The sequence below is a fragment of the Armatimonadota bacterium genome (assembly GCA_013314775.1).
Taxonomy (GTDB): Bacteria; Armatimonadota; Zipacnadia; order Zipacnadales; family JABUFB01; genus JABUFB01.
In genome coordinates, this window is sequence record JABUFB010000015.1 from 79,775 (window position 1) to 104,052 (window position 24,278).

At 64.0% G+C, this 24,278-nt stretch carries 17 protein-coding genes; 16 read left to right on the forward strand and 1 reads right to left on the reverse strand.

Translation table 11 applies throughout. The features are described 5' to 3' along the window. Positions 1-668: 668 nt before the first annotated feature. From HPY44_18860 to HPY44_18905, 10 genes are all read left to right on the forward strand, one after another. Entirely contained in the window at positions 669-2,399 is a 1,731-nt protein-coding gene (locus HPY44_18860; protein NSW58071.1) for a hypothetical protein, read from the forward strand. Then, positions 2,380-3,153, forward strand: coding sequence for a hypothetical protein (locus tag HPY44_18865; protein ID NSW58072.1), 774 nt, complete (start codon positions 2,380-2,382; stop codon positions 3,151-3,153). Before HPY44_18860 ends, HPY44_18865 begins: the two co-directional genes overlap by 20 nt. Beyond that, a complete protein-coding gene (locus HPY44_18870; protein ID NSW58073.1) occupies positions 3,150-4,505 on the forward strand; it encodes a hypothetical protein in 1,356 nt (451 codons plus the stop codon). Before HPY44_18865 ends, HPY44_18870 begins: the two co-directional genes overlap by 4 nt. 13 nt (positions 4,506-4,518) lie before the next feature. Further along, entirely contained in the window at positions 4,519-5,229 is a 711-nt protein-coding gene (locus HPY44_18875; protein NSW58074.1) for a hypothetical protein, read from the forward strand. A gap of 491 nt (positions 5,230-5,720) precedes the next feature. Further along, a complete protein-coding gene (locus tag HPY44_18880; GenBank protein ID NSW58075.1) occupies positions 5,721-6,500 on the forward strand; it encodes a hypothetical protein in 780 nt (259 codons plus the stop codon). A 25-nt stretch (positions 6,501-6,525) separates the two neighbouring features. Beyond that, positions 6,526-7,026 (forward strand): hypothetical protein, encoded by a 501-nt coding sequence (locus HPY44_18885; protein NSW58076.1) that lies wholly within the window; start codon positions 6,526-6,528, stop codon positions 7,024-7,026. Next, positions 6,947-7,747, forward strand: coding sequence for a CRISPR-associated RAMP protein (locus HPY44_18890; GenBank protein NSW58077.1), 801 nt, complete (start codon positions 6,947-6,949; stop codon positions 7,745-7,747). Before HPY44_18885 ends, HPY44_18890 begins: the two co-directional genes overlap by 80 nt. Further along, entirely contained in the window at positions 7,735-8,727 is a 993-nt protein-coding gene (locus tag HPY44_18895; GenBank protein ID NSW58078.1) for a CRISPR-associated protein, read from the forward strand. The genes HPY44_18890 and HPY44_18895 overlap by 13 nt, the downstream gene beginning before the upstream one ends. Then, complete coding sequence (locus tag HPY44_18900; GenBank protein ID NSW58079.1) at positions 8,728-9,765, forward strand: hypothetical protein; 1,038 nt, start codon at positions 8,728-8,730, stop codon at positions 9,763-9,765. Continuing rightward, positions 9,746-10,120 (forward strand): hypothetical protein, encoded by a 375-nt coding sequence (locus HPY44_18905; GenBank protein NSW58080.1) that lies wholly within the window; start codon positions 9,746-9,748, stop codon positions 10,118-10,120. Before HPY44_18900 ends, HPY44_18905 begins: the two co-directional genes overlap by 20 nt. A gap of 947 nt (positions 10,121-11,067) precedes the next feature. Here HPY44_18905 and HPY44_18910 read toward each other — a convergent pair. Further along, positions 11,068-11,145, reverse strand: coding sequence for a hypothetical protein (locus HPY44_18910; protein NSW58081.1), 78 nt, complete (start codon positions 11,143-11,145; stop codon positions 11,068-11,070). A 71-nt stretch (positions 11,146-11,216) separates the two neighbouring features. Between HPY44_18910 and HPY44_18915 the strand changes: the two genes are divergently transcribed. The 6 genes from HPY44_18915 (at position 11,217) to HPY44_18940 (ending at position 24,227) form a co-directional block, all read left to right on the forward strand. Beyond that, entirely contained in the window at positions 11,217-11,549 is a 333-nt protein-coding gene (locus HPY44_18915; protein NSW58082.1) for a hypothetical protein, read from the forward strand. A gap of 201 nt (positions 11,550-11,750) precedes the next feature. Then, a complete protein-coding gene (locus tag HPY44_18920; protein ID NSW58083.1) occupies positions 11,751-15,353 on the forward strand; it encodes a hypothetical protein in 3,603 nt (1,200 codons plus the stop codon). A 347-nt stretch (positions 15,354-15,700) separates the two neighbouring features. Next, the gene (locus HPY44_18925) at positions 15,701-17,173 is read left to right on the forward strand and encodes a DUF4091 domain-containing protein (GenBank protein NSW58084.1); all 1,473 of its coding nucleotides are present in this window, start codon (positions 15,701-15,703) and stop codon (positions 17,171-17,173) included. A 129-nt stretch (positions 17,174-17,302) separates the two neighbouring features. Next, entirely contained in the window at positions 17,303-19,708 is a 2,406-nt protein-coding gene (locus HPY44_18930; GenBank protein NSW58085.1) for a DUF4838 domain-containing protein, read from the forward strand. A gap of 137 nt (positions 19,709-19,845) precedes the next feature. Further along, the gene (locus HPY44_18935; protein NSW58086.1) at positions 19,846-19,986 is read left to right on the forward strand and encodes a hypothetical protein; all 141 of its coding nucleotides are present in this window, start codon (positions 19,846-19,848) and stop codon (positions 19,984-19,986) included. 659 nt (positions 19,987-20,645) lie between these two features. After that, complete coding sequence (locus HPY44_18940; protein ID NSW58087.1) at positions 20,646-24,227, forward strand: CHAT domain-containing protein; 3,582 nt, start codon at positions 20,646-20,648, stop codon at positions 24,225-24,227. Positions 24,228-24,278: the final 51 nt, after the last annotated feature.

A 24,278-nucleotide genomic window follows, 5' to 3' on the forward strand; every position in this document is an offset into this window, starting at 1 on the left:
AGACACCCGCCCTACGCGGATGAAGGATACCGGGTTTCAACCCGGGGCACCGACGACCAACGGCTGAGCGGCAATCGGGGGGGGACGTGTGCTGTGGCATGAGTTCCGAGTCAGCGCGCGTGACAGAGCGAGGCGGTTCATGGCACGTCCCGCCGAGCCCCACGTGTGGCGCGCCTGAGGCTTCGCGCCGACCCCAAGAAGCAGCCCCCGCTGGCGGTTAGCGGAAGCCCATCGAGTGGTCTCGACGGACAATCTAGGAGCAATTCACATTACCGACCTCCGTAACCGCACGCGTCTGCTAAGCGAAGTAAGTGACGTTGGCGGAAAACGCGTCTGAAAGCCTTGACAGAGGCGCTTTCCATGGGTATTGTCTGTCCAAGCCTCATCTCCCCGCGGGGGATTGAAACACCCCGGACCTCCCTATAGCCGCCAGGTTAGCTTTCGCTGCCGAAGCCTCGCATCTCCACGTGGGATCTGGGGCTCTATCGGCAAACGGGCCATACCAAATAGCAGGATCTGGCGCCTGGGGCAGAGATTCTCAGAGAAAAACTGCACTGCCGGAAGGAGTGCCTGACGGTCTGGGCGAATGAGCACTATATGCGGATACCGGGGCCGCATTGTAGGTTTCCCACGCAATTCAACGTAATCCATAGCTGCTGAACGGGGGGATGAAGCTGGACACCCAAGCACGCCCCGCGAACGAACGCAGAGCCTTGTTGGCGGTGGACACCGACCGCGTGCAGGACTACGTGTATGAGTCCGCGCGATTGCCGGAAGTCCGCGGCGCCAGCGCACTATTGGACTGGCTGGGGGAAGCGGTGCGCCACCTCCTGGAGCGCGGTCCGGGAGGCGTTCTGGACACGCTTACTGATAGCCGCGGGAACCGTCTCTCGCTCGATCCGCGAGAGGACGTTACCGACTTCACTGGAGCCTACGTTCCCGAACCTGTGAAGGGCCGGACACAAGCGGTCCTCGATGACCTTCAGGCACTACTCCCCACTGGCGGCGCCATCGATGTGGTCTACTCCGCCGGCGGCAGCCTCCTGGCCGTCGTCCCCTACGACCAGGCCGACGCGATCGGCGAGTGCCTGACGCGGCTATACCGGGACGTCACCCTCGTTGCGAGCGCCACCTACGCCTTCGTCCCCTACGACGACAGCCAGTTCCAGCACTGCTTCCGCGTCCTCGGTCGCGAACTGCGTCGCAAGAAGGACCGCGAACCGCAGGCAGTCTCGTCGGAATTCCTCCCCGGAGCCCGGGAAGAGCGATGCTCCTCCTGCGACCTGCGGGTGAGTATCGGGCAGTACGTCCGCGACTGGATATCCAACGACCGTCCGAGGCCCATCTGCGCGGCGTGCCGGATCAAGATTCAGGCCAGAAACCTGCCTAAGATGGCTGAGAAGCTCCGAGACACGGCCAAGGAGATGGGAAAGGACTGGGCGGGCATATACCCATTCGCCCAGGACCTCGAGGATGTGGCTGCCCGGTGCGACTCTGACGACGGGTCACGTGAGCGGAAGTACGTGGCCGCTATCTATATGGACGGGGACGGCATGGGTGGGCGAGTGGAGAGTCAGGCCACGAGCGCAGCGAACCTCGGCCTCTTCTCCCAGCGACTTGGCGAGGCCATGGAACGCGCCGTTCTGGGGACGCTGGTGCGCCTGCACCCCCCCATTGAGCATAAGGAGTGGCCATTCCAGATCGTGTACATCGGCGGAGACGACCTCTTCCTGCTAGTCCCGGCTGCGCGAGCGCTGGACGTCTCCCGAGCTATTGCGCAGCGATTTGCTCAGCTGATGGCCGAGTATGCTCTGACCGTCTCCGCCGGCGTCGTCATGTGCCACCCCCATTACCCGATCTACTTCCTCCACCGCATGGCCAAGGCGCTCTGCGCCAGCGCCAAGCGCAGAGGCGGTGGTGGCGTGGACTTCGAAATCTTGCGTTCGGGTGCGGTCGCCAGCACGGACCCGGCGAAGTTGCGACAGCGCATAACTGCTGTGGTTGGCGGGGGTACAGACCGAGTAGAAGGTCGGTCACTAACGATGCGGCCGTACACCTGGAGCGATCTGGACCGTCTGCTCGCAGTCTACCGAGACCTCCGGAGTGCCGACTATCCCAAGGGCCAACTGATCTCGATGGCGTCGGAGGCCCTGAAGAGCCGGCTTGAGGGATCCAGCCTGTATGTGTACCAGGTTGCCAGGGCACAGAGGGAAGAGCGAGCCGCCCTCACACGCGTCGCGAGCGAGCTGTGTGCCTCCGCGCCTCCTCCGTGGCGAGTCACGGAGCTGGACGCGCGCGACGGTGTACGCCGCCTGTGTTACTCCACCATGCTGGGCGATCTGGTGGAGATGTACGGCGTGGTCAAGAAGGAGGCCCCCAGTGATACGCCATGTGATTGATGTCCGGATGCGTCTGGACACGTCCCTGCTCATCGCATCAGGCAGCCCTCGCTGGGGCGCTGATCTGGCGACCACGGTGGATGAAGAAGGGTACCCCGTCATCCCGGGGACGAGCCTGCGAGGGCGACTGAGGCACATCACCCGGGGCGTCGCCAGGGCGATAGGGTTGTTCACGTGCGATGAGCCCACTCCTGAACGAATGTGCGGCAGCAACCAGCCCGATGCAGACCAACCCGGCGTTGCTTCAGTGCTCGGTTCCGAGGGAGCGCCAATCCGTGTCTGCCCGGTCTGTCGGCTCTTCGGTAGCCCCGGGGCTCTGCCGTCGAGGGTCATGGTATCGGATGTGCGCCTGAAAAAGCCGGGCAAAAAAAAGGACGAGATCCCAGCTCATCAGTTCACCCGGGTCCGCAATCACGTCGCGATCAACCGGAAGAGACGAACCGCGGAGCATGGCAAGCTATTCGCAGTTGAGGCGAGCTCGCCCGGACTGGCTTCGGTGAGCTACGAGGGCAGCGTGACTGTATCGCTGCCGCCCGAGGACCAGGCGCTCATGGGCCTGCTCGTGGCGGCGATGTGTCAGCTTTACGCGGTAGGCGGCCACAACACTCGAGGCTACGGGTGGCTGGTTGATCCGAGTGTCGGTTTCCGGCCGGATACAGAAAGCGTATTGACCTTCAGATGCCAGACCTATGACCGTGGACAGGCAGAGTCCGACCTGCACGCTCTGCGCCAACTGGCAGGTGAGGACGCATGATCCGTGACGCCTACCGCTACGTACTCGACAGTCCCATGCACGCTGGTACCCGCAAGCCATACGGCCGGTTCATGGAGTGCGCGGACTACGTTCCGGGCAGCGTCGTGCGCGGAGCCTGCGCCGAAGTGATCCTGAAGCACTGTCCGAACCGGCGGCCAGGCGACGACAATCCCGAATGCCCACGCGAGACTGCCAACTGCCCCGCGTGGGACGGTGAACAGGGCCGCTGTCTCTTCACGGAGATGTTCGAGGGTGACAGTGCCCTCCTATTCTCCAACGCTTACGCCATGCCGTGTCGAGATGATGCCCTGCCCAATTCGCGTCCCGCGCCACTGACACTGCGGCAGTGTTCCCTGCATCCTGGGTCAGTGGGCGAGTACGAACGCAGGCTGGCCCACGCTGATGCGGAAGACAGTGTCCACATGGAGGACCCGCCCCACGGGCTGTGGGACACGCTGATCTCCGGCTATGCTCTTGAGTGCCGAGAGCGCCTCGCACTCGACGAAGGCAAGATTCCGCAGAGCCCCAGCACCCCAGAGCAGGCGACGCAGGATGATGTGGACCATGGCAGCAAGTGTCCCCGTTGTCTTTCGAAGGCTGAGCCGGTGAGGGGCTATGTGCTTCAGGTCCGCGAAGGGAGTCGAACGTACTGGATGAGTTGCACGCCCGGCGTACAGCGCCGGGTGCACGTAGCCCTCAATCGCAGCCGAAGGTCCGCGGAGGAGGGTCTGCTCTTCTCGCGGGAGTCCGTCCATTGTGGCAGCAAGTTCTGTGGCGACGTTATCGGTCCAGAGGGCCGGGAAGACCTTCTCAGGGCGGTGTCGCGCGCTTTCGGGCCCGGCAGTGAGTCCGTCGTGGTCTTCGGCAGGGGGGGATCGGCTGGGTTGGGACGTACGCGGACCATTTGCATGGGCCGGGAGCACGACGACTCACTCCGCAGCAGACTGTGCGATCTCGATAAGGCCGTCCAGGATGTGGCGCCGCGTCCGGGCTATGTCTATTTCTCCATTGATGCCTGGTCAGCACTGGTCGCTTGCCCGGGCGTCCCACCCGACTGGGCGAGGACGCTGGGGCTGAGCGGCGTCGAAACAGTTTTCGTTCGGCAGGCGGTCACTACAGTCTCCGGCTGGTCCAACATGCCCCGCCAAGGGGAGTTCGGTCAGCGTGAGGCACGCTCGGCGGTCGCAGCAGGGAGCGTCTATCTGTGCGCTTTCCAAGGGAAAATAGATGAACTGGCAGACGCGCTAGAGAACCTGGAAGACGGGGGGGTCGGAGACTGGCGCGAGATGGGGTACGGACGCGTGGAGTTCAGTTCACCGATCCACCTAATGTGCGCTACGCGCGGGACTTAGGAGGACCAACCATATGGACAAGCACTCCGCCGCATCAGAGAAGCAACCATGCATCCTGGTGGCCACACTGGGCAAGAGCCCCGGGGTGGTGACCACGACCATTGACGCGCTGTATGAGCGGGGATATGAGACGCAGATGGTCCATTGCCTCGCGCTCCCTAGAGCCGGCGTCACACGTGTTGGAAACGAGCTATTCCGGACCGAGGAAGACCCGCGTGTCGATGCCATAGAGCGGATGCTGTTTAACCGTGCAACGGACGACAACGCATGGACGCAGAGATACCCGTGGAATCCAGAGCTTCATTGGCACGTGCTGAACATCGAACGGCCAGACCTGGTCGACAGTGATGACCACTTCCGGTTCTTCCAGGGTTGCGCAAGGGTGCTGGCGGATGTGGAGACACAAGTGGGGGAGAACGGTGAGCTGACAGGCTGGCTCAGCCTTGCGGGGGGTCGGAAGTCCATGTCGGCCCTGGCGCATACGGCATCCTTCTTCTTCGCGCCGTCACTTCGGCTGTGTCATGTGACTGTCACCCATGACTATCAAGAGACGCACGATCACCACTGGCACCCTCCAAGTGGTGAAAGGACATTCATCGAATTGCCGACGCCAGCGATGATCAGGCAACAGCTTAGTCCAGATATCCAGACTGCGCTCTTGAAAGCCACCTTTGAAGCGAGCAGCTTCGATGACTGGTACGACCGACAACTATATCTATCATGAATGAACCCATGTCAAACGCAGACTGTCCGGAGTCCAGCGTCCCTGCGGCGGACCTGACACTCTCTTCTCGCTACGTGACCGAGGCCGCTGCTAGAATAAGGGATGCTCAGATCACAAAGGGCACCCTAAGCGAGAAAGACAGACTCGTGAAGGGACTCATGGAGTCACTGTTGCGTGAGTGGGAAGGCCGGGAGCCTTCGAGGCAAGCCGGTGGCGGAGGTGACCTCGCCCAGTCCGGAGGGCACTGCGCCAAAGTTGATCTCGAACGGAAAAAGGAACACCTGCGCCAATGTAGGCCAGTTCTTCTGTTACTCGCCATTGGTCTTTCGGCTTCGGAGTACCACCAACGCGAAGCTCACACCGCTTTCCGCTGGTTACTCGAGTGTATTGGAAAGAGCAAGCAACTCGAGTGTATTGGAAAGAGCAAGCAAACGGCGGAGATTGCCTGGTGCGCCCGAACATGGCTTCAGCATGCCATCGGTCGAACCCGCGTGACACGACGCGAGGAGCAGGATATTAGCGACCTCATTCTGGGCGAAGACAGCTCTCCGGTCGTACGTGATGCGATCCTGGCCGACGGTCGGTTCATGGACCTTCTCATCTCGGAGTGGCTCTTGAGGCGGCGTCTGGATCTGCCGACGGCGTGGCGATGCGAGTTCGCCAGAAGCAGAGCCGCATTCGGTGTCTGCCGCCACTTGCACTGGCCGTGGCTCCTGGGGGCCACAGTCGTCCTGGCCCTGCTTGCATGGCTATTGCCTGTCGCGGCTCTTTTTCTTGCGGTCGCCTGGGGAATACTGGTGGTCCTGAGCCCGAAGTTCGGCCGCGTCTGGGCGCCAAGGCTCCTCGCCTCCGTCATGATTGGCTGGCTCGCGTTGAGCACCACCGGGTGGGCCTGGGAATTCGCCGCGGAGCAGCGCCACGCCACATGCTGTGCGATCACCGATGCGCTGCTCGTGTGCGCCGGTCTGTGGTACGTTCTGTTTGGTGAGGTCGGCAGGCATATCAGTCTCGGGGAAAGCACGGTGGAACGTCGGGAACTGACCCGTCGCGCAGGGGTGATTTGGCTGGTCGGTGCCCTGCATGCGCTGTCCGCGGGCCTCCTCGGCATCACACTGGTTGGATGTGTGACAGATACCGTTACGGGAAACCATCTGCTGGCCCCGCTGGTCAGCTCGTCCGTGACTATCCTGAAACTGTCGCCCTTTGCACTGACGATTGGCTTGCTAACCCAGACGCTCTGGGAACGTGATGCTGTGACAGAGCCGCTTTGAACGCACCACAGGGGAGTGATGCCGCGTGGAGCAGGACCTGTATGCACTGCGGGAGGAGCTGGACGCCAGGAACCGTCTCGCAGCGCGTTTCGGCGAGATCGTTGAGCGGTCTGCCGCCGCCGTTCTCGCATTGGAGAACGCCAACTCTTTCCCTGACCTCAAGACACAGCTGAGCGGTCTGCTCGGGGTCGCAGCCCTGGCCCAGGACCCGCGTGAAGTACGCGCATTCCTCATGTACCAGATTGCGCGGAAGAAGGAGTGGGGCGCGCTCGGCCAGGCCATACTCGCCGAACTGAAGGAGGCTGAAAAGCTGCCCGGGGTGTCCGATGCAGGCTCCAGTCCACAGCGTGTGATGGAGGCCGTGCGTGCCTACTTGGGCCATGTGCGCCGCCTCTACACCTACGTCCAAAGGGCAGACAATTCTGAACAAGTAGGGAGGTGGCAGCATGTTCGAGACCTTGCAGGCGACCGCGCGCCTCAGCGCCAAGCTCAGGGTGGTCAGCGCGATCAGGATCGGCGCAGGTAGAGACACCAGCATCGACGCCAGCGACCTTCCCGTGGTGCGGGACCTGTTTGGCAGGCCGTTCATCCCGGGCTCCAGCATCAAAGGCGTCGTCCGGAGCTACGTCGAGCGCATTGTTCGCACCGTGGCGTGTCCCGAGCGAAAGGCTTGGGCTACCTGCAATCCAACCGCCAGAGATGGCGGATGCGTGACGTCGATTACCAACATGGACGACCAGCAGATCCACGACGCCCACTGCCCGGTCTGCAGGCTCTTCGGCTCGCCCTGGCTCGCGTCGAAGGTTGCCTTTGCTGATGCCACCGTGGTCGGCGAGACCTGGTTTGGTAGATACCTGATTCGGGACGGCGTCTCCATCGATCGCGACACCGGAACCGCCGCAGATGCCCGTAAGTTCGACTTCGAGATCGTCCCTGGCGGGACTGAGTTCAACTTCCAGCTGCGAGCCGACAACGCTTCTGACCGGGAGTTGGGTTTGCTCTACCTCGGCATATCGGCGCTCCAGCGCAAGGAGCTTGCACTGGGGGGCATGACCAGCCGTGGTCCGGGGCTAATTGAGCTGGTTGAGCCCGAGTGGAAGTGCACGCGGTTTGACCCATCCGCCGACGATCTCGTCGCTGGGCTTCTCGGGTCTGGAGGCAGCCCGGTAGGGCCTGACGACCTGGAAGAGTGGGCTCGAGAAGCAATCGATTGTCTCAGAAGGGGGGAAGAATTGTGCACCGAGTAGTCGTCAACGAAGCTTTCGTCAGGCTGAAGATCACGCCTGACGGACCGGTGCTCATCAAAGCAGGTGATGCCCTGTCGGGCATCCAGCCCGACCTGCCCGATATGGCATTCGTGCGCACGTTCCACCGCGGACGCGAAACAGTCTACTTCCCCGGCTCATCGCTCAAGGGAGTGATCCGCAGCCACTGCGAACGCATCGTGCGCACCTGCGTGCCGCTCAGCGAGGATAGCCCCGCAGCCTGCGATCCACTTTTCGACAAGCTTGAGCGGGGCGGCCCTCGCATCCATCCAAAGGAAAAGCGCGTCGTCTCGTGCTGCAAGTGGTTACAGGAGCGTCACAAGAACGCCGATGGTTGGGAGATGTATGCGCGATCGTGCTTCGTCTGCAGGCTGTTCGGCAACACCAGCCTCGCTTCCCACAGCAGCTTCGGCGACGCGGTCCCGATCGACGGGCTCGCCGACGATGATGACCCGAACCTGACCGAGGAACGCAACGGGGTAGCCATCGATCGCATCTACGGATCAGTCGCGGGAGGAGCGCTGTTCCAGTTTGAGGTGGTAACGCGCGGTACCTTCGAGGCCACGATCCAACTGAGGAATTTCACCTGTGCCCACCTGGGCCTGATCGGACTGGCGCTTAGGGACCTCAATGACCAGCGCCTCCTGGTAGGTTTTGGCAAGTCAAGAGGGCTGGGGCGCGTGAAGGCAGAGGTTGCGTCCGTGACCCTGCGTCGCTGGGCGCCGCTGGATTCTGGCAATCAGAGGCTTGTTGGCTTCCTGGACCCCTCCGTCGAACAGCGCTACAGACTTGGCCTGTCCGATGTCGCGCTGGCAAATGACCGCATGGACCTGCCTGTCGCTTTCAAACCCGACGATCTCGGCATCGATACCGCCGAGATTAGCGGAGATGCATTGAAGCTTCTCTGGACCAATGCGGCGGAAAATTGGGCATCCGCCGCGCAGTCGATGGGAGGTGGGTAGGTGGTCCACGACGGCGATCAGGTCAGCGCAGCCTACAGCTTCGTGCCGTTTCCCGAGCAGCATGCAAGGGGTCTCGAACCGGCTGGACACCATATCGTATTCGTGAAGGGTCGCGTTTCGGGCGAGATCCGAGCGGTACTCTTCGCATTGACGCCTATCCATATCGGGTCAGGACGTGAACGACTGCGCAGTGACAGCGCCCCTCCAATCGTCAAGGGTGCAATGAGGTCCTGGGTACGCAATCCACAGTCAGATGGCGGATCGGCACGCACAGGGGCGAACCGGCTCATCATACCGGGCATGTCCATCAAAGGAGCAGTCCGCTCAGTCTTTGAGGCCATCACGGGCTCGTGCGTATGCATATCGAAAGCGGGTGGTGTCGACCGAGCATGCGTGAGCAGAGAGCACCAGCGCGATCTGTGCCCCGCGTGCCGTGTCTTCGGGGCAATGGGCTACCAGGGCAATCTGCACTTTTCAGATGCCGTACCCGCCCGGGACAAGGAAACAGGCAAGCCGCAGGTGACGGTCCGTGTGGCTGCCTTGCCACACATGTGGCCACCGGTGAGCACGAGCGACCGGTACAATCCGATCCAGGGCCGGAAGTTCTACAGGCATGGTCGTCTACGGTCGGGCCCAGTGCCGGTCGAGGTCGCTGATAAGGGATCGCGTTTCGACGTGCGAATCGGCTTTGAGGCACTCACCGAGTCGGAGCTGGGTTGCCTGCTATTGGCTCTTGGCGCGAAACGGCCCTCAACCGGCAACCGAATCCTGCTGAAGCTCGGCGGCATAAAATGCGCCTGCTGCGGCAGCGCTCAGTTCATCGAGATGGGGGCGCGCTTGTGGACCGAACAAGACTGGCTGGCTTTCGACCGCGCCCCGCAGCCCATGACCGCCGAGGACTACGGACGGTACCTCGCCGCAGCCGAGGAGCTCCTTTCCGATGGTGGCGCGCAGTTCGAAAGGCTTGCGGAGATCATGGATTTCCCACGAGACCTGAACCAACTGGAGTTGTGCGGCTATGAGGAAGCGGCACCTTGACGATACTGAATGGGCTCACGCCGAGCGCATTGCCAACGAACTGCATCGTGCCGGGTGCGACCACAATGAGTTGCGCAAGGTCCTCGGAATGACCCGCGAAGCCCAGAGCGCCGCCACCATGGAGAGCATTATGGAGCTGCAGAAGCTGCGCCTGCAGCATCGGCGTTCGCTCGCCCGCAGTTCGTCCACGAGCGGCTACTGGGAGACGGTCTACCAGGCGACCAGACCCCTCGCATCCATGGCCCCGGATCGCGCAGCGCTGGTGCTAGGCTGGGCGGTGCGCATCCTGATGGGTAAGCCGCGCACGCTCACCACAGGGGGGCGCAAGCAATGGCAGCAGAACAGGGGACGGTGACTTCCGGCACATCTATCACACGCCGAACCGTCTGGGAATGGCTATGGTTGACGCGTGGAAGGCAACCACCTTGGTCCGGGCTGAAGGGCGGCACGCGTCCCTATCGGGGCGGTTGGTTGCACCTGGTGCCTCTACTGCTGCCCCCGCCCGCTGTTGGCCTCCTAATCTGGCTTTCTCAGTGCGGAGGTCAGTTCGTACGCGACGTCGTATTCGGCGCGCTCGCGACCCTCTTGGCGGCTTTTGCCTCCTTCGTTTGGTACCAGCGGAGATCGACAGCCGCGCGACGCGCAAAGCGAAAGCTAATCGACGCGTCCACAACCTGCGCCGAGGAGCGCATGCTTCAGAACTTGTTGCAGGATCCACAGGCTGATCCGACAGAGACCGTGAAGCATCTCAAGCGGATCTCGCCACGCCTGCGAAGACAGTTGGCCGACGAGAAGATTCTTGATGAAATCAAGGCGATGGTCAGCACTAGCCCCGGGCCACTGCTGGACGGTATGCGCCTCGACCTGTGGAGGGACCGTTTCTTCGGGGATGTGTCCTTCGGGTGTGACGGCGACGAAGAGCTTGGTCTCCCTGTCTGCGATGTCCTTGTCGAATGGTCGCGTCTGATCGAGCTCGCTCGACAGGCGCAGGCCCTGCGAAGGCGGACGCTCCTGCGAGCCTGCTTGCGGAGCGCCGAGGCGGCCATCGCGCCTCTCTTATACGTGGACACAACAATGCTCCCCGGGCTCTGCCTGCTGCTTTCAGCAGAGATAGACCCAGAGCACCAGCTGCGCTTGGGGGCAATCCATTACTCCCAGGTCCGCTATCACGAACGGTTCTGCCTTAGGGAAGACCCTGATATGTGTCTCGGTTGCCCCCGGAAGACCGCGGCGTCCGCACAGCAGCCAAGGAAAGACGCCGTACCACCGGTCGAAGACACGTTCTTCCCCGCCTGCTACCCCTCACCCCTCCACAACCACCTGCCCCATGCCCACGGTGGTCTTACGCCCGACCCCTGAGTACCCCGCGAAGCGCGCCATCAGCGCCGCCGCCCGCGTGGACCGGACCGACCAGGAGCTTTACGTGGGATTCCAGTGCCAATGACAGCGGCGTGGCGAACCTGAAGCGGCGGGTCACCGAGCGTGACGGCGCAGTCTGGAACGATGACTGCGTCGAAATGTTCCTGGATCCCACGGGCGGTCGAGGGGAGTACCTGCATTTCATCGCCAACGTGTCCGGAGCCCAGTACGACGAGCGCGGGGCGGACTCGTCCAGGGATCGTTTCCGGATCGCCCGGACGTGTGTCTCGCAGGGCGTGGATGTGGAGCCTGAAAACTGGTACCATGTGGCATACACCCATCGTGCGGAGCCCAACGGCCCGAGGCCTTACGGGGAGACCGGCAAGACCCACGTAGACCGCTTCTTCCTGGTGGCGGCTGAGTAGGCGTGCACGACCTGGTGCCCCGTGCGCGATGGAGCGGCGGCAAATACACGCGCTGCGACCATCCGTCCCGCGAGTACGACAGGCCGCACAGGTGGATCCAGGCAGGGAAGGGAATACCGGCCACGCCGAGACCTGGTTTCATCATGATGCCGTTTCAGTGGTCGGGCAAGCAGGGCGAGTACCCTCAGAGGAGGTCTTTCCATGCTGACGCGACTCATGACTGCAGTTCTGCTGGCAGGTCTGCTCGTCCCGGTGGTCGCTGAGCCGCAGGACCTTGTGGTAGACCCCTTCACGGATGCGCACGGATGGCAGGTGGGTGGCGCACGGGTGGGTTACCGGTTGGGCCGCAGTGGGCTGGAGGCCTCCCGCGAGAAATCCCCACCAGGGTGGGATGGCGCCCTGAAGCTGGTCTGCGACTTCAGCGAGAGGCGTTCGCGGGTGTCGGCGTATCACACGGGGCCTGCCATTCCGGGTGTCTGCCAAGACCTGGCTTTCTGGCTTTACGCCGAGGGGGGCGGCTCCGATCTGAAGTTGTCTTTGGAGGACGCGCGGGGTCGCTGGTTCGAGCGCGCTCTCGGTTCAGTGGACTGGACGGGCTGGCGTCAGATACGCGTTGAGGTGGGTTCCGGAGCGGACTGGCGCCCGCTTCTCCGGCGGGGCGAAGAACTTCTGCCGATTCTGCACCCTGTGAACCTGCGCCAGATCGCCTTCCAGCGCCACGCTGACGCCGAGGAAATGCAGACCTATTACCTGGGGGCTCTGACGGCGCGGTGTGACGTCCTTGCCGCGGACCGCGTCGAGGCTGCGGTTCTGACGGACCGCCCGGGCAACCTCTTTGAACTGGGGGAGATTGCCCGGATGACTGTTGCATTGTCGAATTCGGGACAGGAGCCGGTGACGGGTCAGCTTGTGCTTCCGGAGGTCGCGACGGAGCCCAGGGATGTGAGTCTTCTGCCGGGCACCGCAACGGAGGTCACCGTTGGTCTGCCGACGGATCGCCTCGGCTCCCACAGTGTCCGCATCCTCCTCGTCACCGCAGACCGCACCCGGGAGTGGACAGCGCGCTACGCCGTCACCCGTGCCGTGGCTGAGCGCCCCGCCGACACGGACGCCATGTTCGGTGCCTGCGGCAATTGGGTCGGTTTTCAGGCGGAGCAGCGTCCCCTGGTGCCGAGGCTGAATCGCGATGCCGGGATACGGTGGACGCGGTTTGGTATCGTCTGGCCCCTGGTCAACCCACGAGAGGGACTGTTCGCATGGAACGTGCCGCAGCGCGTGGACGGGGCCGTGGGAAGGGCGCTGTCCGCGCTGGAGACCGGGCTCAGCCGGCCCCACGCCGAGGCGCTCAACTGCCCCGATGCGGTGACCATTGCGCTCTGGACCCGTTGCGCCGGGGCGAATGGCGCGTGGCAGTTCCTGCTGAGCAAGTGGGAGAGCGGTGGCCCGCGCAACTATGGGGTGTATCTGCACGCGCAGACGGGCGAGTTCCACTTTACGGGTACGTTCACAGCACTTGCAGGGAAATGGTCGGACTTCGGCGCGGGCGTCCGGGGCTGGGGAGACAACTGGCGTCATTGGGCCGCGAGTTACTCGCGCGAGGCGAGACAGGTGCGGCTGTATGCGGACGGTGCGCTGGTGCGGCAGTACGAGATAGACGGCGGCGACCTCGCTACGAATGATGGGCCGTTGACCCTGGGCAGCGGCTTCCCGGGCGACATGGATGAGGTGATGATTTACCGTCGGGCGCTGAGCGGCGCGGAGGTGGCCGCTCTGGCAGCCAGGAAGGCGCCGCCGATGGAGGGGCTGGTGGCATGGTGGGACGGGGAGGGCGACGGGCGGGCAGTGGAGGACCGCTCGGGGAATGGACTGGACATTGTGGGAACCGAGCCCCACAACAAGGACACCGCCCGTGCGGCGCTCGCGGTCGGCATCAAGACGCTGGCGCAGTTGACGCATCCTCCCGCCTGGGCAGCCATCCGAGTCGGCGCCTCCAAGCCGAAGCCAGAAGCCTGGGCAGCGTATGTCGAGGGCGTCGTACGGGAGTACCGAGACGTGATCCAGCACTGGGAGATCTGGAATGAGCCCAACAACCCAGTGTTCTGGAAGCCCAAGCCGGACCCGCAGGAGTACATGGACGTCCTGAGAGTTGCTTATGAGGCGGCCAAGCGCGGCAACCCCGACTGCACCGTGCTGATGCCCGGCCTCGCGGGACCGTGCGAGGGGCGTTATGGAATCGACTTCCTGGACGCGCTGCTGGAGCAGGGAGCGGCGCGGTATTGCGATGCCATCTCCGTCCATCCATACCGGCACGGAACACCTGAGGAGACCGATCTGGAGGGGGACCTGCGGCACATCATGGAGATGGCCGAACGCAACGGCGGGCGGCGTCCGCTGTGGTTCACGGAATGGTCCTGGCCGACCCAGATACCGGGAGGGTCAACCGAGGAACGCCAGGCCCGCCTGCTGGCACGGGCGTATGTGATCGCTCTTGGTACAGGCAGCGTGGAGCGGTTCTTCTGGTTCCGCTTGCACGACTCTGGGACCGACCGGTTCTATGATGAGGACAACTACGGCCTTTGCTACTCGGACCTCACGCCCAAACCTGCCTACTTTGCGCACAAAACGATAGCCGAGCTTCTCGAGGGAGCACGACCGGAGGCGAGTTGGGACCTGGGGCCGAAGGCCATGGGGCGGTGCTTCCGCACCCCGCGGGGCCGGGTCGCCGCCCTGTGGTGCCCCAAAGGGACGGAAACAGTGGCAGTTGACGTGGGCGAACGGTCGGTGCAGGTCGTCGACTTGATGGGGAACGAGCGGACCGTGGCCACGCGGGATGGGGTCCTGGTGCTGGAGGTCGGGGAGGACATGCAGTACCTATCGGGGCTGCCGGAGACAGCAGGGCCACGGGGCGCGCTAGTGGTGGCAAGTCCCATCAGGCTGCGTCCAGGTGAGAACGGCGTAGTGCCAGTCGCCATTGCGAACCCGCTCCCAGGGGAAGAGCGGGGGGTGATCCGCCTGGAGGGAATTGAGCACACATTCACGGCGCCAGGTCGCGGGAAGGTGGAACTTGCCCTGCCCGTACAAGTGGGCGACAATGCGCCTGTGGGCTGGCTGGAACTGCCCCTGCAAGTGCACTTCCTGGGACTGGACCTGAAACTGACGGCGCGGGTCGGCGTCCGGGGAACCGCCGATGATGCGGGCCCGGTGGGGGTCTGGCATCTGGACGAAGGAGTGGGCGAGGTCCTGACTGACAGCTCCGGTATGGGCCACCACGGCTCTGTGACGCAGCCGGAGTGGGTGGAGGGCAAGGCGGGGAGGGGGTTGCGCTTCCGCGGCGACGGCTATGCCGTGGTACCCGATGCACCCGCTCTCGACCTGCGGGATGAAGTCACGCTGGCCTTCTGGCTCAGACCGGAGGCAGATACCGGCACGTGGCAGTTCCCAGTGACGAAATACCGGGAGACCGACAAGCTGCGCAACTACGGGGTCTACCTGTGGCCAGGCCGCCTCTCCCCGTGCTTCTCGGCCTCCCTAGAACACGGAGCCAGCCGTAATACCGACGTGGTATCCCTGGTCCGCCTGACGCCGGGACAGTGGTACCACCTGGTGATGACTTACTCAATGTTTGATGAAACCGTGCGGCTCTATGTGGACGGGGAGACTGTTGCGGAGTGGAGAACACAGGAGGGGGCCATGCTGACCAACGATGAGCCACTGCGTATCGGGACAGGGACCGCAGGGGTCATTGACGAGGTTGTGGTCTACCCGCGTGCTCTATCTGCGGAGGAGATCCGGGGGCTGATGTAGACAAAGACGCCCGAGTGTAACCGGATGGCAGATGGAACACCGTTCTCATGCGCGTGATCGCTCCTGCTCGGTTCAGCATCGTCACTCGTGGAGCGCGCGGCCCGGGCGCTGCTGCTGGGGGACTTCGAAGTTTCCGGGCGGGGAGCGGTGCCACGGGGCGCGCTGCGGGAAGAGGTTGGCGGGACGGCGGTCCTATCAGGGCTGGCGCTGGAGCTGCAGGGGGCAGGGCGCGCGCATGCAGCGGCTGACCTCTGCGATGGAGGCCCCGGAATGATCGATGCGCCCGGTTCCGTTGGTCCCCAGTTCGCCCTGCCCTTGGGAGACACATCAAGCTGGCACAGGGCGAAATGGAAGCCATCCAGCTTGTGGTCTACAGCCGAGACCGCAGCCTGCACAATTGCCAACTAGCGGGCGAGCGTCTCGCCGGTCCCGGCGAGGCGTTTCTGGCTGCGCCCGAAGTGTCCGTGGTCGGCTCGTTCCTCACGGGGAAACCCGGGACCTACCCGGTTGACTACGACGGCTGGCACGCGGACGTGCTGCTGCCACCCGCACCGGTTGACATCCCGGCGGGTGACTTCCAGGCATTCTGGGTCCGAATTCGCGCGCCCAGAGACCAGCCTCCCGGCACCTACCGCGGCGAAGTCAGGATCCGGGCGGGCTCGGAGGTCACCATTGCTTTCCCGTTGGCCGTGACTGTCTGGCCCTTCGCGCTGCCCGAACGGCCTTCGCTGGACAACGCGCTGAGTTTCGATGAAGGGCAAGTGGCGGCAGTCTACGGGAAGCCTGACAGGGAAATGGTGCGCAGGTATGCGGAGTTCCTGCTGCGCAACCGCATCGAGTTCACCAGCATCTACCGCAAAACCCCGCCCGACCTCGAGCTCCTGGCTGAGCTGCACCACAATGTGCGGCCCTTCCGCTTCAACATACTGGGCCTCAACCGCTACATGGCCGAGATCAGCCCTCAGGAGTCGGAGCCGCACGTCAGCTTCGTGCTGAGTCAGCTGCGTAACGTTGTGCCGGAGTTGGACAAGAGGGGCCTGCTGAAGTATGCCTACCTGTACGGGTTCGACGAGTTGCCACCGTCCAGGGCGCAGGACATCGCGCGGATTGCCGGCGCCATCCATGGCGAGTTCCCTGAGTTACCGATCCTGACCACTGCCGCAGACCCGGCCTACGGCGCCGATGGGGTCCTGAGTGAGGCGATCGCCGCGTTCTGCCCTGGCGTTGCGAGCTACGATCTCGAGCGTGCGGACCTCGCGCGCGCCAAAGGCAAGAAGGTCTGGTGGTACTTCTGTCAGGGAGCCTACCTCCCGAACATCAACTGGTACCTGCAGTACCCGCTTATTGACGTTCGCATGCTGTTCGGCACGATGGCCGCGCGTTATCGCCCCGACGGAGTGCTCTACTGGTCCATCAATTCCTGGACCAACGGCGGCCTTGCCCGGCCCCTTGAGGGCGGGCCGCTGTTTCCTGACATCGCCCCCGGTTGGAAGGGCGATCACGGGGAGGGCCTGCTGGTGTACCCCGGGCCGGACGGACCGCTGTCTTCGGTGCGGCTTGAGAATGTGCGGGACGGGTTAGAGGATTTTGAGTACTACACGTTGCTCCGCCAACGGGTTCAGGCCCTAGCAGAGATGAAGCAGTTTTCTGATCCCGGGGCCGCCCCACTGCTGCAGTCGGCGCGGCGCTTGATGGCGGTTCGCCCTCACTTGGTGGCAGACAAGACGCGGTTCAGTCGCGACCCGGCGACCCTGAGGGCGGAGCGAGAGCGCATCGCAAGCACGATTGTAGCTCTGGGTGAGTTGCTACGGGCCGAATGAACCGCTTGATGAGTGGATGGGGATCGTGCATCGTCTCAGTACCGGCGAAGCGCAGGCGCACTGACCGACCAGGAAACGAGATGCGCCGCGACCGCGGACCGGAAGGGGATCACAGTGAAGCGTGTGTCAATGGCTGATCGGGGGACAATTGTCGGCGGCGTGTTGCCGTTCGTCCGTGCACGTCTTGGTGCTCTGGCCGTCTGGGCGACAATTCTCGCACCGTTGCCGGCGATTCCGGGTGTTGCAGGAGCCGACGTTGCGCCTCATCCCGAGTGGCGCAACTCGCTGGTCCCGCGCGGCCAGTCAGGCCCGATGCTCACGCTGGCGCAGAGCGGGAAGACCGCCTACACGATCCTGGTTCCGGGACGCCCGACCGGCCCGGAGCAGAAGGCCGCCGAGGATCTCGCGAAGTGGCTTGGCGAGATGACGGGTGCGACCTTCCGCATCGTTCGGGAGCGCCCTGGCTATCGAGTCACAGGACGCGAAATCAGCATCGGAAACACCCGCTTCGCTTTGCGCACCGGGGTCGCGAAACCCGAGACCGACCTCAGCCGCTGCGGTTACAGCATCGCCGTCAGAGGCAGCTCCCTGTTCATCCTGGGCGGGCGGCAGCGCGGGGTCATCAACGGCGTGTACTGCCTGCTGGAGGAGGACCTCGGCTGCCGTTGGTATGCCCCCGGAACGCAGTACATCCCCCGGCGATCTACACTGCGGTTCAGACCCGTTCAGCGCACTTACGTCCCGGCCCTTGAGGACCGCCGCGACCCCTACAACGCCGACACGATGTTTGACGTGGACTGGTCGCTGCGTAACAAGACCCTGGGCGCCTGGGCGAAGGTCCCGCCGGAGTGGGGTGGCCATCCCGGCTGGCCGGGGGCGCATACCTTCCAGCGCTATGTGCCTCCATCGCTCTTCGGCGACCATCCGGAGTACTTCGCCGAAGTGGCCGGCACCAGGAACCCCGCCCAGCCCTGCCTGAGCAACCCGGACGTTCTTGCCCTGGTCATTCGACAAGTGCGCGCCCAACTGCGGGACCGGCCTGAGACGCGAGTACTGGATATCTCGCTCAACGACCTGCCTCCCAGCTCCTACTGCACTTGCCCGGACTGCAAGCGTCTCACCGCGGCAGAGGGTAGCTTCATGGGTCCGCTCCTGCAGTTCATCAACGCAGTGGCGGACGCGATCAAGGATGACTACCCTGAGACCAAAATCAACACCCTCGCCTACCAGGGAACGGTTGCCCCGCCGAGGACAATCAAGCCCCGGCCCAACGTATGCTTCTGGCTCTGCACTGATGCCCGCTGGTCGCGGCTCAATGACTATGTGGGGGACATCGAGGCCATCAGGAAGGCCTTCGAGGGATGGAGCGCCCTGGGAGCCAACATCATCGTCTGGGACTACCCGTCCTCCTTCCATTATCTGCAGATCAACCACAACATGCCGGTCTACCAAAGGAATCTACAATTCTACATCAGGCACGGCGCGACCGGGGTGATGTACCAGTACGCCGATGCGGAGTCTAACCACGGCGCGGACCACAGCTTCATGCTGAGCTGGACCGTCGCGAAACAGATGTGGGACCCATCCCGCGACACGTGTGCGCTGATCCGCGACTTCAACTACGGCTACTATGGGGCCGCCGCGCCGTACATGCAGCAGTACGACGACATGCTGTGGGAGGCGTGGGAGCAGTGGAGCAAGGACAAGAGCCACAGCCCCATTGATCGAGCCTTTGTCGCGCGGGGGTGGAGGCTACTGAAACAAGCGGAAGCGCTGGCGCAGGGCGACGAGGCGCTGACCAAGCGCATCAAGACCGCGCAACTGCCGCTCATGTACACCATGGCAACTTACGGCCCAGGCCAGGACTCCGAGGCGTTGGACCTGGACGACTTCGAGAAAACCGCTCGCGACGCCGGCATGCGCTACATCCACATTGATGGCGCCGGGCCGAACGTGGACCGCTACTTCGCGAAGCTGCGGGAGTTGTTCGCTGTCAAAGTGGACGACATCGGGTGGGTGGAACTGAGCGATGCCTGGCGGTTCGCTCGCGATCCCGGCGATGTGGGACTGGAGCAGCGGTGGTTCGCGGCGGACTTCGACGACACCCAATGGACGACGATCAGCTCGGACCGGGGCTGGGAGGAGCAGGGCTTCGCAGGCTACGACGGATACGGCTGGTACCGGCAGATCGTCGAAGTGCCCGCAGACGTGCTGGCGCGGGATGACCTCAAGATGCTGTTCCTGGCTGTGGACGAGCAGGCGGAGGTGTTCATCAACGGTGAGAAGGTCTTCGAGCACACAACCGCCTCGACGGGTCGGAGCGTGGCGGCGCTCTGGAAGCAGCCTTTCATGTTCGACCCGAAGCCGTGGCTGAAACCGGGGCGCAACGTACTGGCAGTGCGTGTGCATGACTCCACGATGCAGGGAGGCATCTGGCGGCCGCATTACTTCGCCTGGGGCAAGGGCCTGACAGCCGACAACTTCGAGGACGTGGTCAGGATCCGGGGCGAAGCCTCGGGTGCCGCGGGCCGCTGAGACGAGAGGAGACATCTGCCAAGTTATCCCCCACGCCCACCGCGCTTCAAGACGGTACTGAAGTTAGGCCCCGGGCACCGGGCCGGACACTGCGTGAGTACCTGATCACTGTGTGCCGTCAGACAGGGGCGGGAGTGATGAGCTATAAGCAGTTCAGGCCGGAACAGACCGGCGCGACGCCTCACCAGGCGGTGACCCGGTACCAACACACCGTGAGCGCGGACGGGAAGATGCACCCGGACCGCATCAGGCCTATGGCAGGGCAGAACTACGTGTAGGGTCGAGTTCCTGATTGCGCTGGATCAGACTGATCCCATGTACAACTCACCGGTGAGCAGCTCAAGAAGGCGCCCCTTGCGTCGGTGGGCTCGGAGACTTCCCGCGTTCACAGCACGGACTGCAGACCGCCCCTTGCCCATCGGCCTACGGTCTTAGCCCGCCCTATGCACAAACTCTCGCGCGATGGCCTGGAGCGTGGCCGTCTGGCGGTCTCGATGGTGCATCCGTCGGGGTGTCGAGGCGGATGGTGCCACAAAGCAGGTGCGAGCAGGTCTGCTGTGTCAAAACGAGCTCGTTGAGCCCCTGCTCGCCGTGCAGCAGGCGCGCTCAGGCTGCCGGGTTGTCACCCGGTTGAGATGAGAAGCGGAAAGGTCATCGGGGCCAGGGATGGACCAAATGCGGCGAGGGTTTGTGTGGGTACCGGGAGTTGCCCCACGTCGCGCAAGGCACTTCGCGGCAGGTCTTCGTGGGGCCGGCCGGACGCCAGGTGCAGCCAGAAGCGGCGGGTGTAGATCCGCGTACCTGACGGTCCTGCAGAAGGATTCAGCAGCGTCGCGGCGAAGGACTACCAGTCGCATTCCCCACACAGCGCCGCTCCCTTCGGCATTTGCCCCTGCGCGGGGCGGGATGGTGCGGGGCTCTTCCGGGAGAGGCATCGATGTCGGCCAAGGCCAGGCACGTCGCCGCGCTTCTTTTCATGCTTTCCCTCTGGGCGCCCACTGCCCATCCCGCCACTGCTGCACCGCTCGACGACCTGCGGACGCTGTTCACCGCCGATCCGGCCCTTGCGTTCCAGCAGGCTGCGGACCTCCTCGACGCATGCTTGGCTACGGAGGATCTTGCTCAGGCGCTGGAAGTGTTCCGGGTGGTGGGTAGCCGGGCCGCGCAACTGCAGGCTTGGGCTCCGTGGGACGCGATGGCGGCTCGTGTCGAACCGATGGCGCGCCAACGGGGCGACTGGAAGGCGGTGGAGGAACTGCTGACCGCCCGGGTCCAGTGCCAGGTCTACGTCCCGGGTGGGCTGCGCCCTCCGTACTGGGGTAGGGGGCAGCATTTCGTCCGCTTGTTCGAGGCTGCGCGCCAAGCGCGGCAGAAAGCCGGGCTTCCCCCGAGCGCTTCGTCCTACGAAGGGCTCTACGAGGAACTCCGGGCGCTCAGCGAGGCCGACCCGGCGAGCTACTGGATCGAGACCCAACCTGTCTCGGCCATACTCCTGCCCATCATCCGGACTGTGGAGGAGGCCGGCGCGGCGGCCCAGTATTCTGACATGCATCGCGGTGTGTTGCGCCTCATCCAGCAGCTTGAGGGCGCCCTTGATGCCGGGGGGAGTGATCTGTCGCTGCGCGACTACACGCGGCTTGCCCACTACATCGGAACTCACATTGGGCAGCCGGGCGGCGAAGCAGTGGTGCCCCCTCTGCGCCAACTGGTGGACCGTTGCGGCGATGCGAACACCGGCGGAATGACGCTGGAGGGAGTTATGGAAGCCTGCGCCCGGCGGTGGTCCGGTCGAGACGACGTCTTCCGGGACACATTCTACTGGAGCCTCACGCATTTCCGTCCTGCGAGGCACCAGCCACCGGTCGCAGGGGTCGGGCTATGGTGCCAGAAGCTGGCAGTCTTCGGGCGCGAGGGTGAAGCGGTGACGCTGGTGCACCGGCTGATGGGGATGGCTGCACAACGTGGCCCTGGTCTCCCTGCCTGGGGCGCCCATCGATTGCTGTGGCGCGGCTCGCCCGACAGCGTCCTGCAGCAGGTACTCGACCTAACGGTGCGCGAGGGGTGCGACATGGCCACCAACCCTCCGAACTGGTACCCTCACCCCCCTCTCACTTTCGTCAAGGACTTTGCGGGGCAGGTCTCGGAGATCACGCGTCTCGCTCCCGACGAGCGGCGTCCCGTCTGGGCCCGCAAGTGCGCCGAGGCGCTGCAGGACATGGCGCTTTCGCTGGAGGACGCTGCAGCGGTCGCTGACGGACTCAATCGGGCGGCGGATGTCTACGAGCAAGGCAGCTGGACAGATCCCGCGGAAGAATGTCGGGCGCTGGCAGCAGCGATTGCGTCGAGTGACCCGACCGCACTTCTGCAATCGGGCCTCATGGCCGCACGCTCTGCCGCATCCGCAGGTGATTGGGGCGCCGCTATCCGACGGCTTGCCGACGTCACTGCCGCCACGCAAGGGCCCTCAGTGGAACTGCTCCAGGCTGCGCTGCTACTGCAGGAAGCGTACCTGCGCCTGGGCAGGGCCGACGATGCTGAGCGGTGGTTCACGCGGGCACATCAACTGGTTCACTCTCTGCCTCTCAGCGCCGCTGAGAAGGCGAATTACCTGGTATCGATGGCAGCGCTGTGTGACCTGGCGACTGGGGATGCGGCCTGCATTGAGCGCAAGACCTTCCTGTTGCAGCAGGCCGAGGCCGCGGCGAAGGAAGCGGGGCTCGACCTGCTGCGGGAGAAAATCAGCAGTCAACTGGCCGATGTCGCCCTGGTCGGTGGAGACCTGGAGACGGCGAAGACCGCGCTGATCCAGATCGTGGATCGCACCGAGACCAGACGGGAGCAACTCGCATTCGACCCAGTGTTGCGCCAGCACTGGTTTGCTGACAACATCGGCCCTTACCGGAAGCTGATGCGGGTCGCCGCGCTGACGAACGATCCGTTGCTTGCGCTGTCTTGCGCTGAGCGCATGCGGGCGAGGGCACTGGTGGATCAGCTCTCGTGGCAGAAGGTAGATATGGCGGTGAACCTGGCGCCGGAAACGCAAGAGCGTCTCAAGCGACTGCGGGCGATGCGAAAAGAGGCCTACGGGCTCCTGCAGCAGGCGCTTGGGGGAGGAAAGCCTGAGGTCGAGACGGATGACCTGCGCGGGAAGTACATGCCCATCCGCGGCCAGTACATGCCGATCCGTGGGATGTATATGCCCATCCGCGGGCCACTGGATCGAAACGTCCTGGCCAGTGAGGCAGACATCGCACACCTGAAGGAGCTGCTGGGTAAGCTGGCCAGCGAAGAAGCGGCCATCGAGTCGGCAGTCCGCGAGCAGGTTCCAGCCTACGAGATGGCCAGCGCGACGCGGGTCCCGACGGGACAGGAGATAGCAGATGCGGTGGCGGCCCACCCGAAGCTGGGCGTTCTTCACTACACCTTCACGGACCAGGGCCTGGCAGTGGTGGCGATGGGGCCGGGTGGCGGGCCGAAAGTCGCGCACATTGAAGTAAGCGGGGATGCGCTGTGGGAGCGTATCGGCAAGTTCCGAGAGATGATCTGGGAACGCAAGGTGGAGGCCTTTCAGGAAGCCGCGGACCTGTTCACGCTACTGGTCTTGCCGGTGTATGGCGTCCTTCCGGGGGCGGAACGGGTCTGGGTCATCGCCGACGGGGCTCTGCAACTCGTGCCCTTTGGGGCTCTGTTGGGCCTGGACAAGGTCTTTTTGGCATACCATTGCGCAGTGGCCACTGCTCCGTCCCTCTCGCTGGCGCTCGTGTCTCGTGGGGAACGCCCGGCCGCCGGGAAGCCCGCGTTGGTGGTGGCGGCCCCGGATACGGGTGCATTGTCTCTGGCCGGAGATGACACCCGTGGCAAGTACATGCCGATCCGGGGGATGTACATGCCGGTCCGGGGAGCCTACATGCCAATCCGCGGCGAGGAGGGCGTGAGCAGCGCTCTGACTGCCATGGCGATGATCCCCCTGCCCGGTGCGAAGGCCGAGGGCGAGGCCATTGCGGACATGATTCCGGGGTCTGAACTTGTCAGCGGCAAGGAGGCAACCAAGGAGCGATTGCTTGCCGAGGGCAGCGACTGCGGCTTGCTGCACATAGCTACCCACGGCTACGCCGACCCGGATTTCCCGGAGTTCTCCGGCCTGTTGCTGGCTTCCGGCGATGATGTGAAGCCATACGATGTGCTGACAGCCCAGGAGGTCTACACGTGGCCGCTGAAGGCGCGGCTGGTCACCCTGTCGGCATGTCAGACGGCGCTGGGCAAGGACGTGGAGGGTGAGGGACTTCTCGGTCTGTCGCGGGCATTCATCTATGCCGGAGCGCAGGACGTGCTGTGCAGCCTTTGGCCGGTGTCGGACGAGAGCACGAAGACGCTGATGACCGCGTTTTACAAGGGCCTGGCGGAAGGCCAGTCGGTCGAGAACGCGCTGCGCAGTGCTCAGAGGGCGCTGATGCAGGTGACAGAGACCAATCACCCGTTCTTCTGGGCAGGCTTTACGGCGGTGCGAGGCCCTGAGTGAGGGGCCGCATTTTTGTCGCCGCAGGTTGCTGTCGATCACCGCAGTGTGCGC

What these genes read in the sequence shown, in the direction of transcription:
- HPY44_18860 (NSW58071.1), top strand. Translation starts at nt 669, where the DNA reads ATGAAGCTGGACACCCAAGCACGCCCCGCGAACGAACGCAGAGCCTTG.
- HPY44_18870 (NSW58073.1), top strand. Translation starts at nt 3,150, where the DNA reads ATGATCCGTGACGCCTACCGCTACGTACTCGACAGTCCCATGCACGCT.
- HPY44_18875 (NSW58074.1), top strand. Translation starts at nt 4,519, where the DNA reads ATGGACAAGCACTCCGCCGCATCAGAGAAGCAACCATGCATCCTGGTG.
- HPY44_18890 (NSW58077.1), top strand. Translation starts at nt 6,947, where the DNA reads ATGTTCGAGACCTTGCAGGCGACCGCGCGCCTCAGCGCCAAGCTCAGG.
- HPY44_18905 (NSW58080.1), top strand. Translation starts at nt 9,746, where the DNA reads ATGAGGAAGCGGCACCTTGACGATACTGAATGGGCTCACGCCGAGCGC.
- HPY44_18910 (NSW58081.1), bottom strand. Translation starts at nt 11,145, where the DNA reads ATGGCGCGCTTCGCGGGGTACTCAGGGGTCGGGCGTAAGACCACCGTG.
- HPY44_18920 (NSW58083.1), top strand. Translation starts at nt 11,751, where the DNA reads ATGCTGACGCGACTCATGACTGCAGTTCTGCTGGCAGGTCTGCTCGTC.
- HPY44_18925 (NSW58084.1), top strand. Translation starts at nt 15,701, where the DNA reads ATGGAAGCCATCCAGCTTGTGGTCTACAGCCGAGACCGCAGCCTGCAC.
- HPY44_18930 (NSW58085.1), top strand. Translation starts at nt 17,303, where the DNA reads ATGGCTGATCGGGGGACAATTGTCGGCGGCGTGTTGCCGTTCGTCCGT.
- HPY44_18935 (NSW58086.1), top strand. Translation starts at nt 19,846, where the DNA reads ATGAGCTATAAGCAGTTCAGGCCGGAACAGACCGGCGCGACGCCTCAC.
- HPY44_18940 (NSW58087.1), top strand. Translation starts at nt 20,646, where the DNA reads ATGTCGGCCAAGGCCAGGCACGTCGCCGCGCTTCTTTTCATGCTTTCC.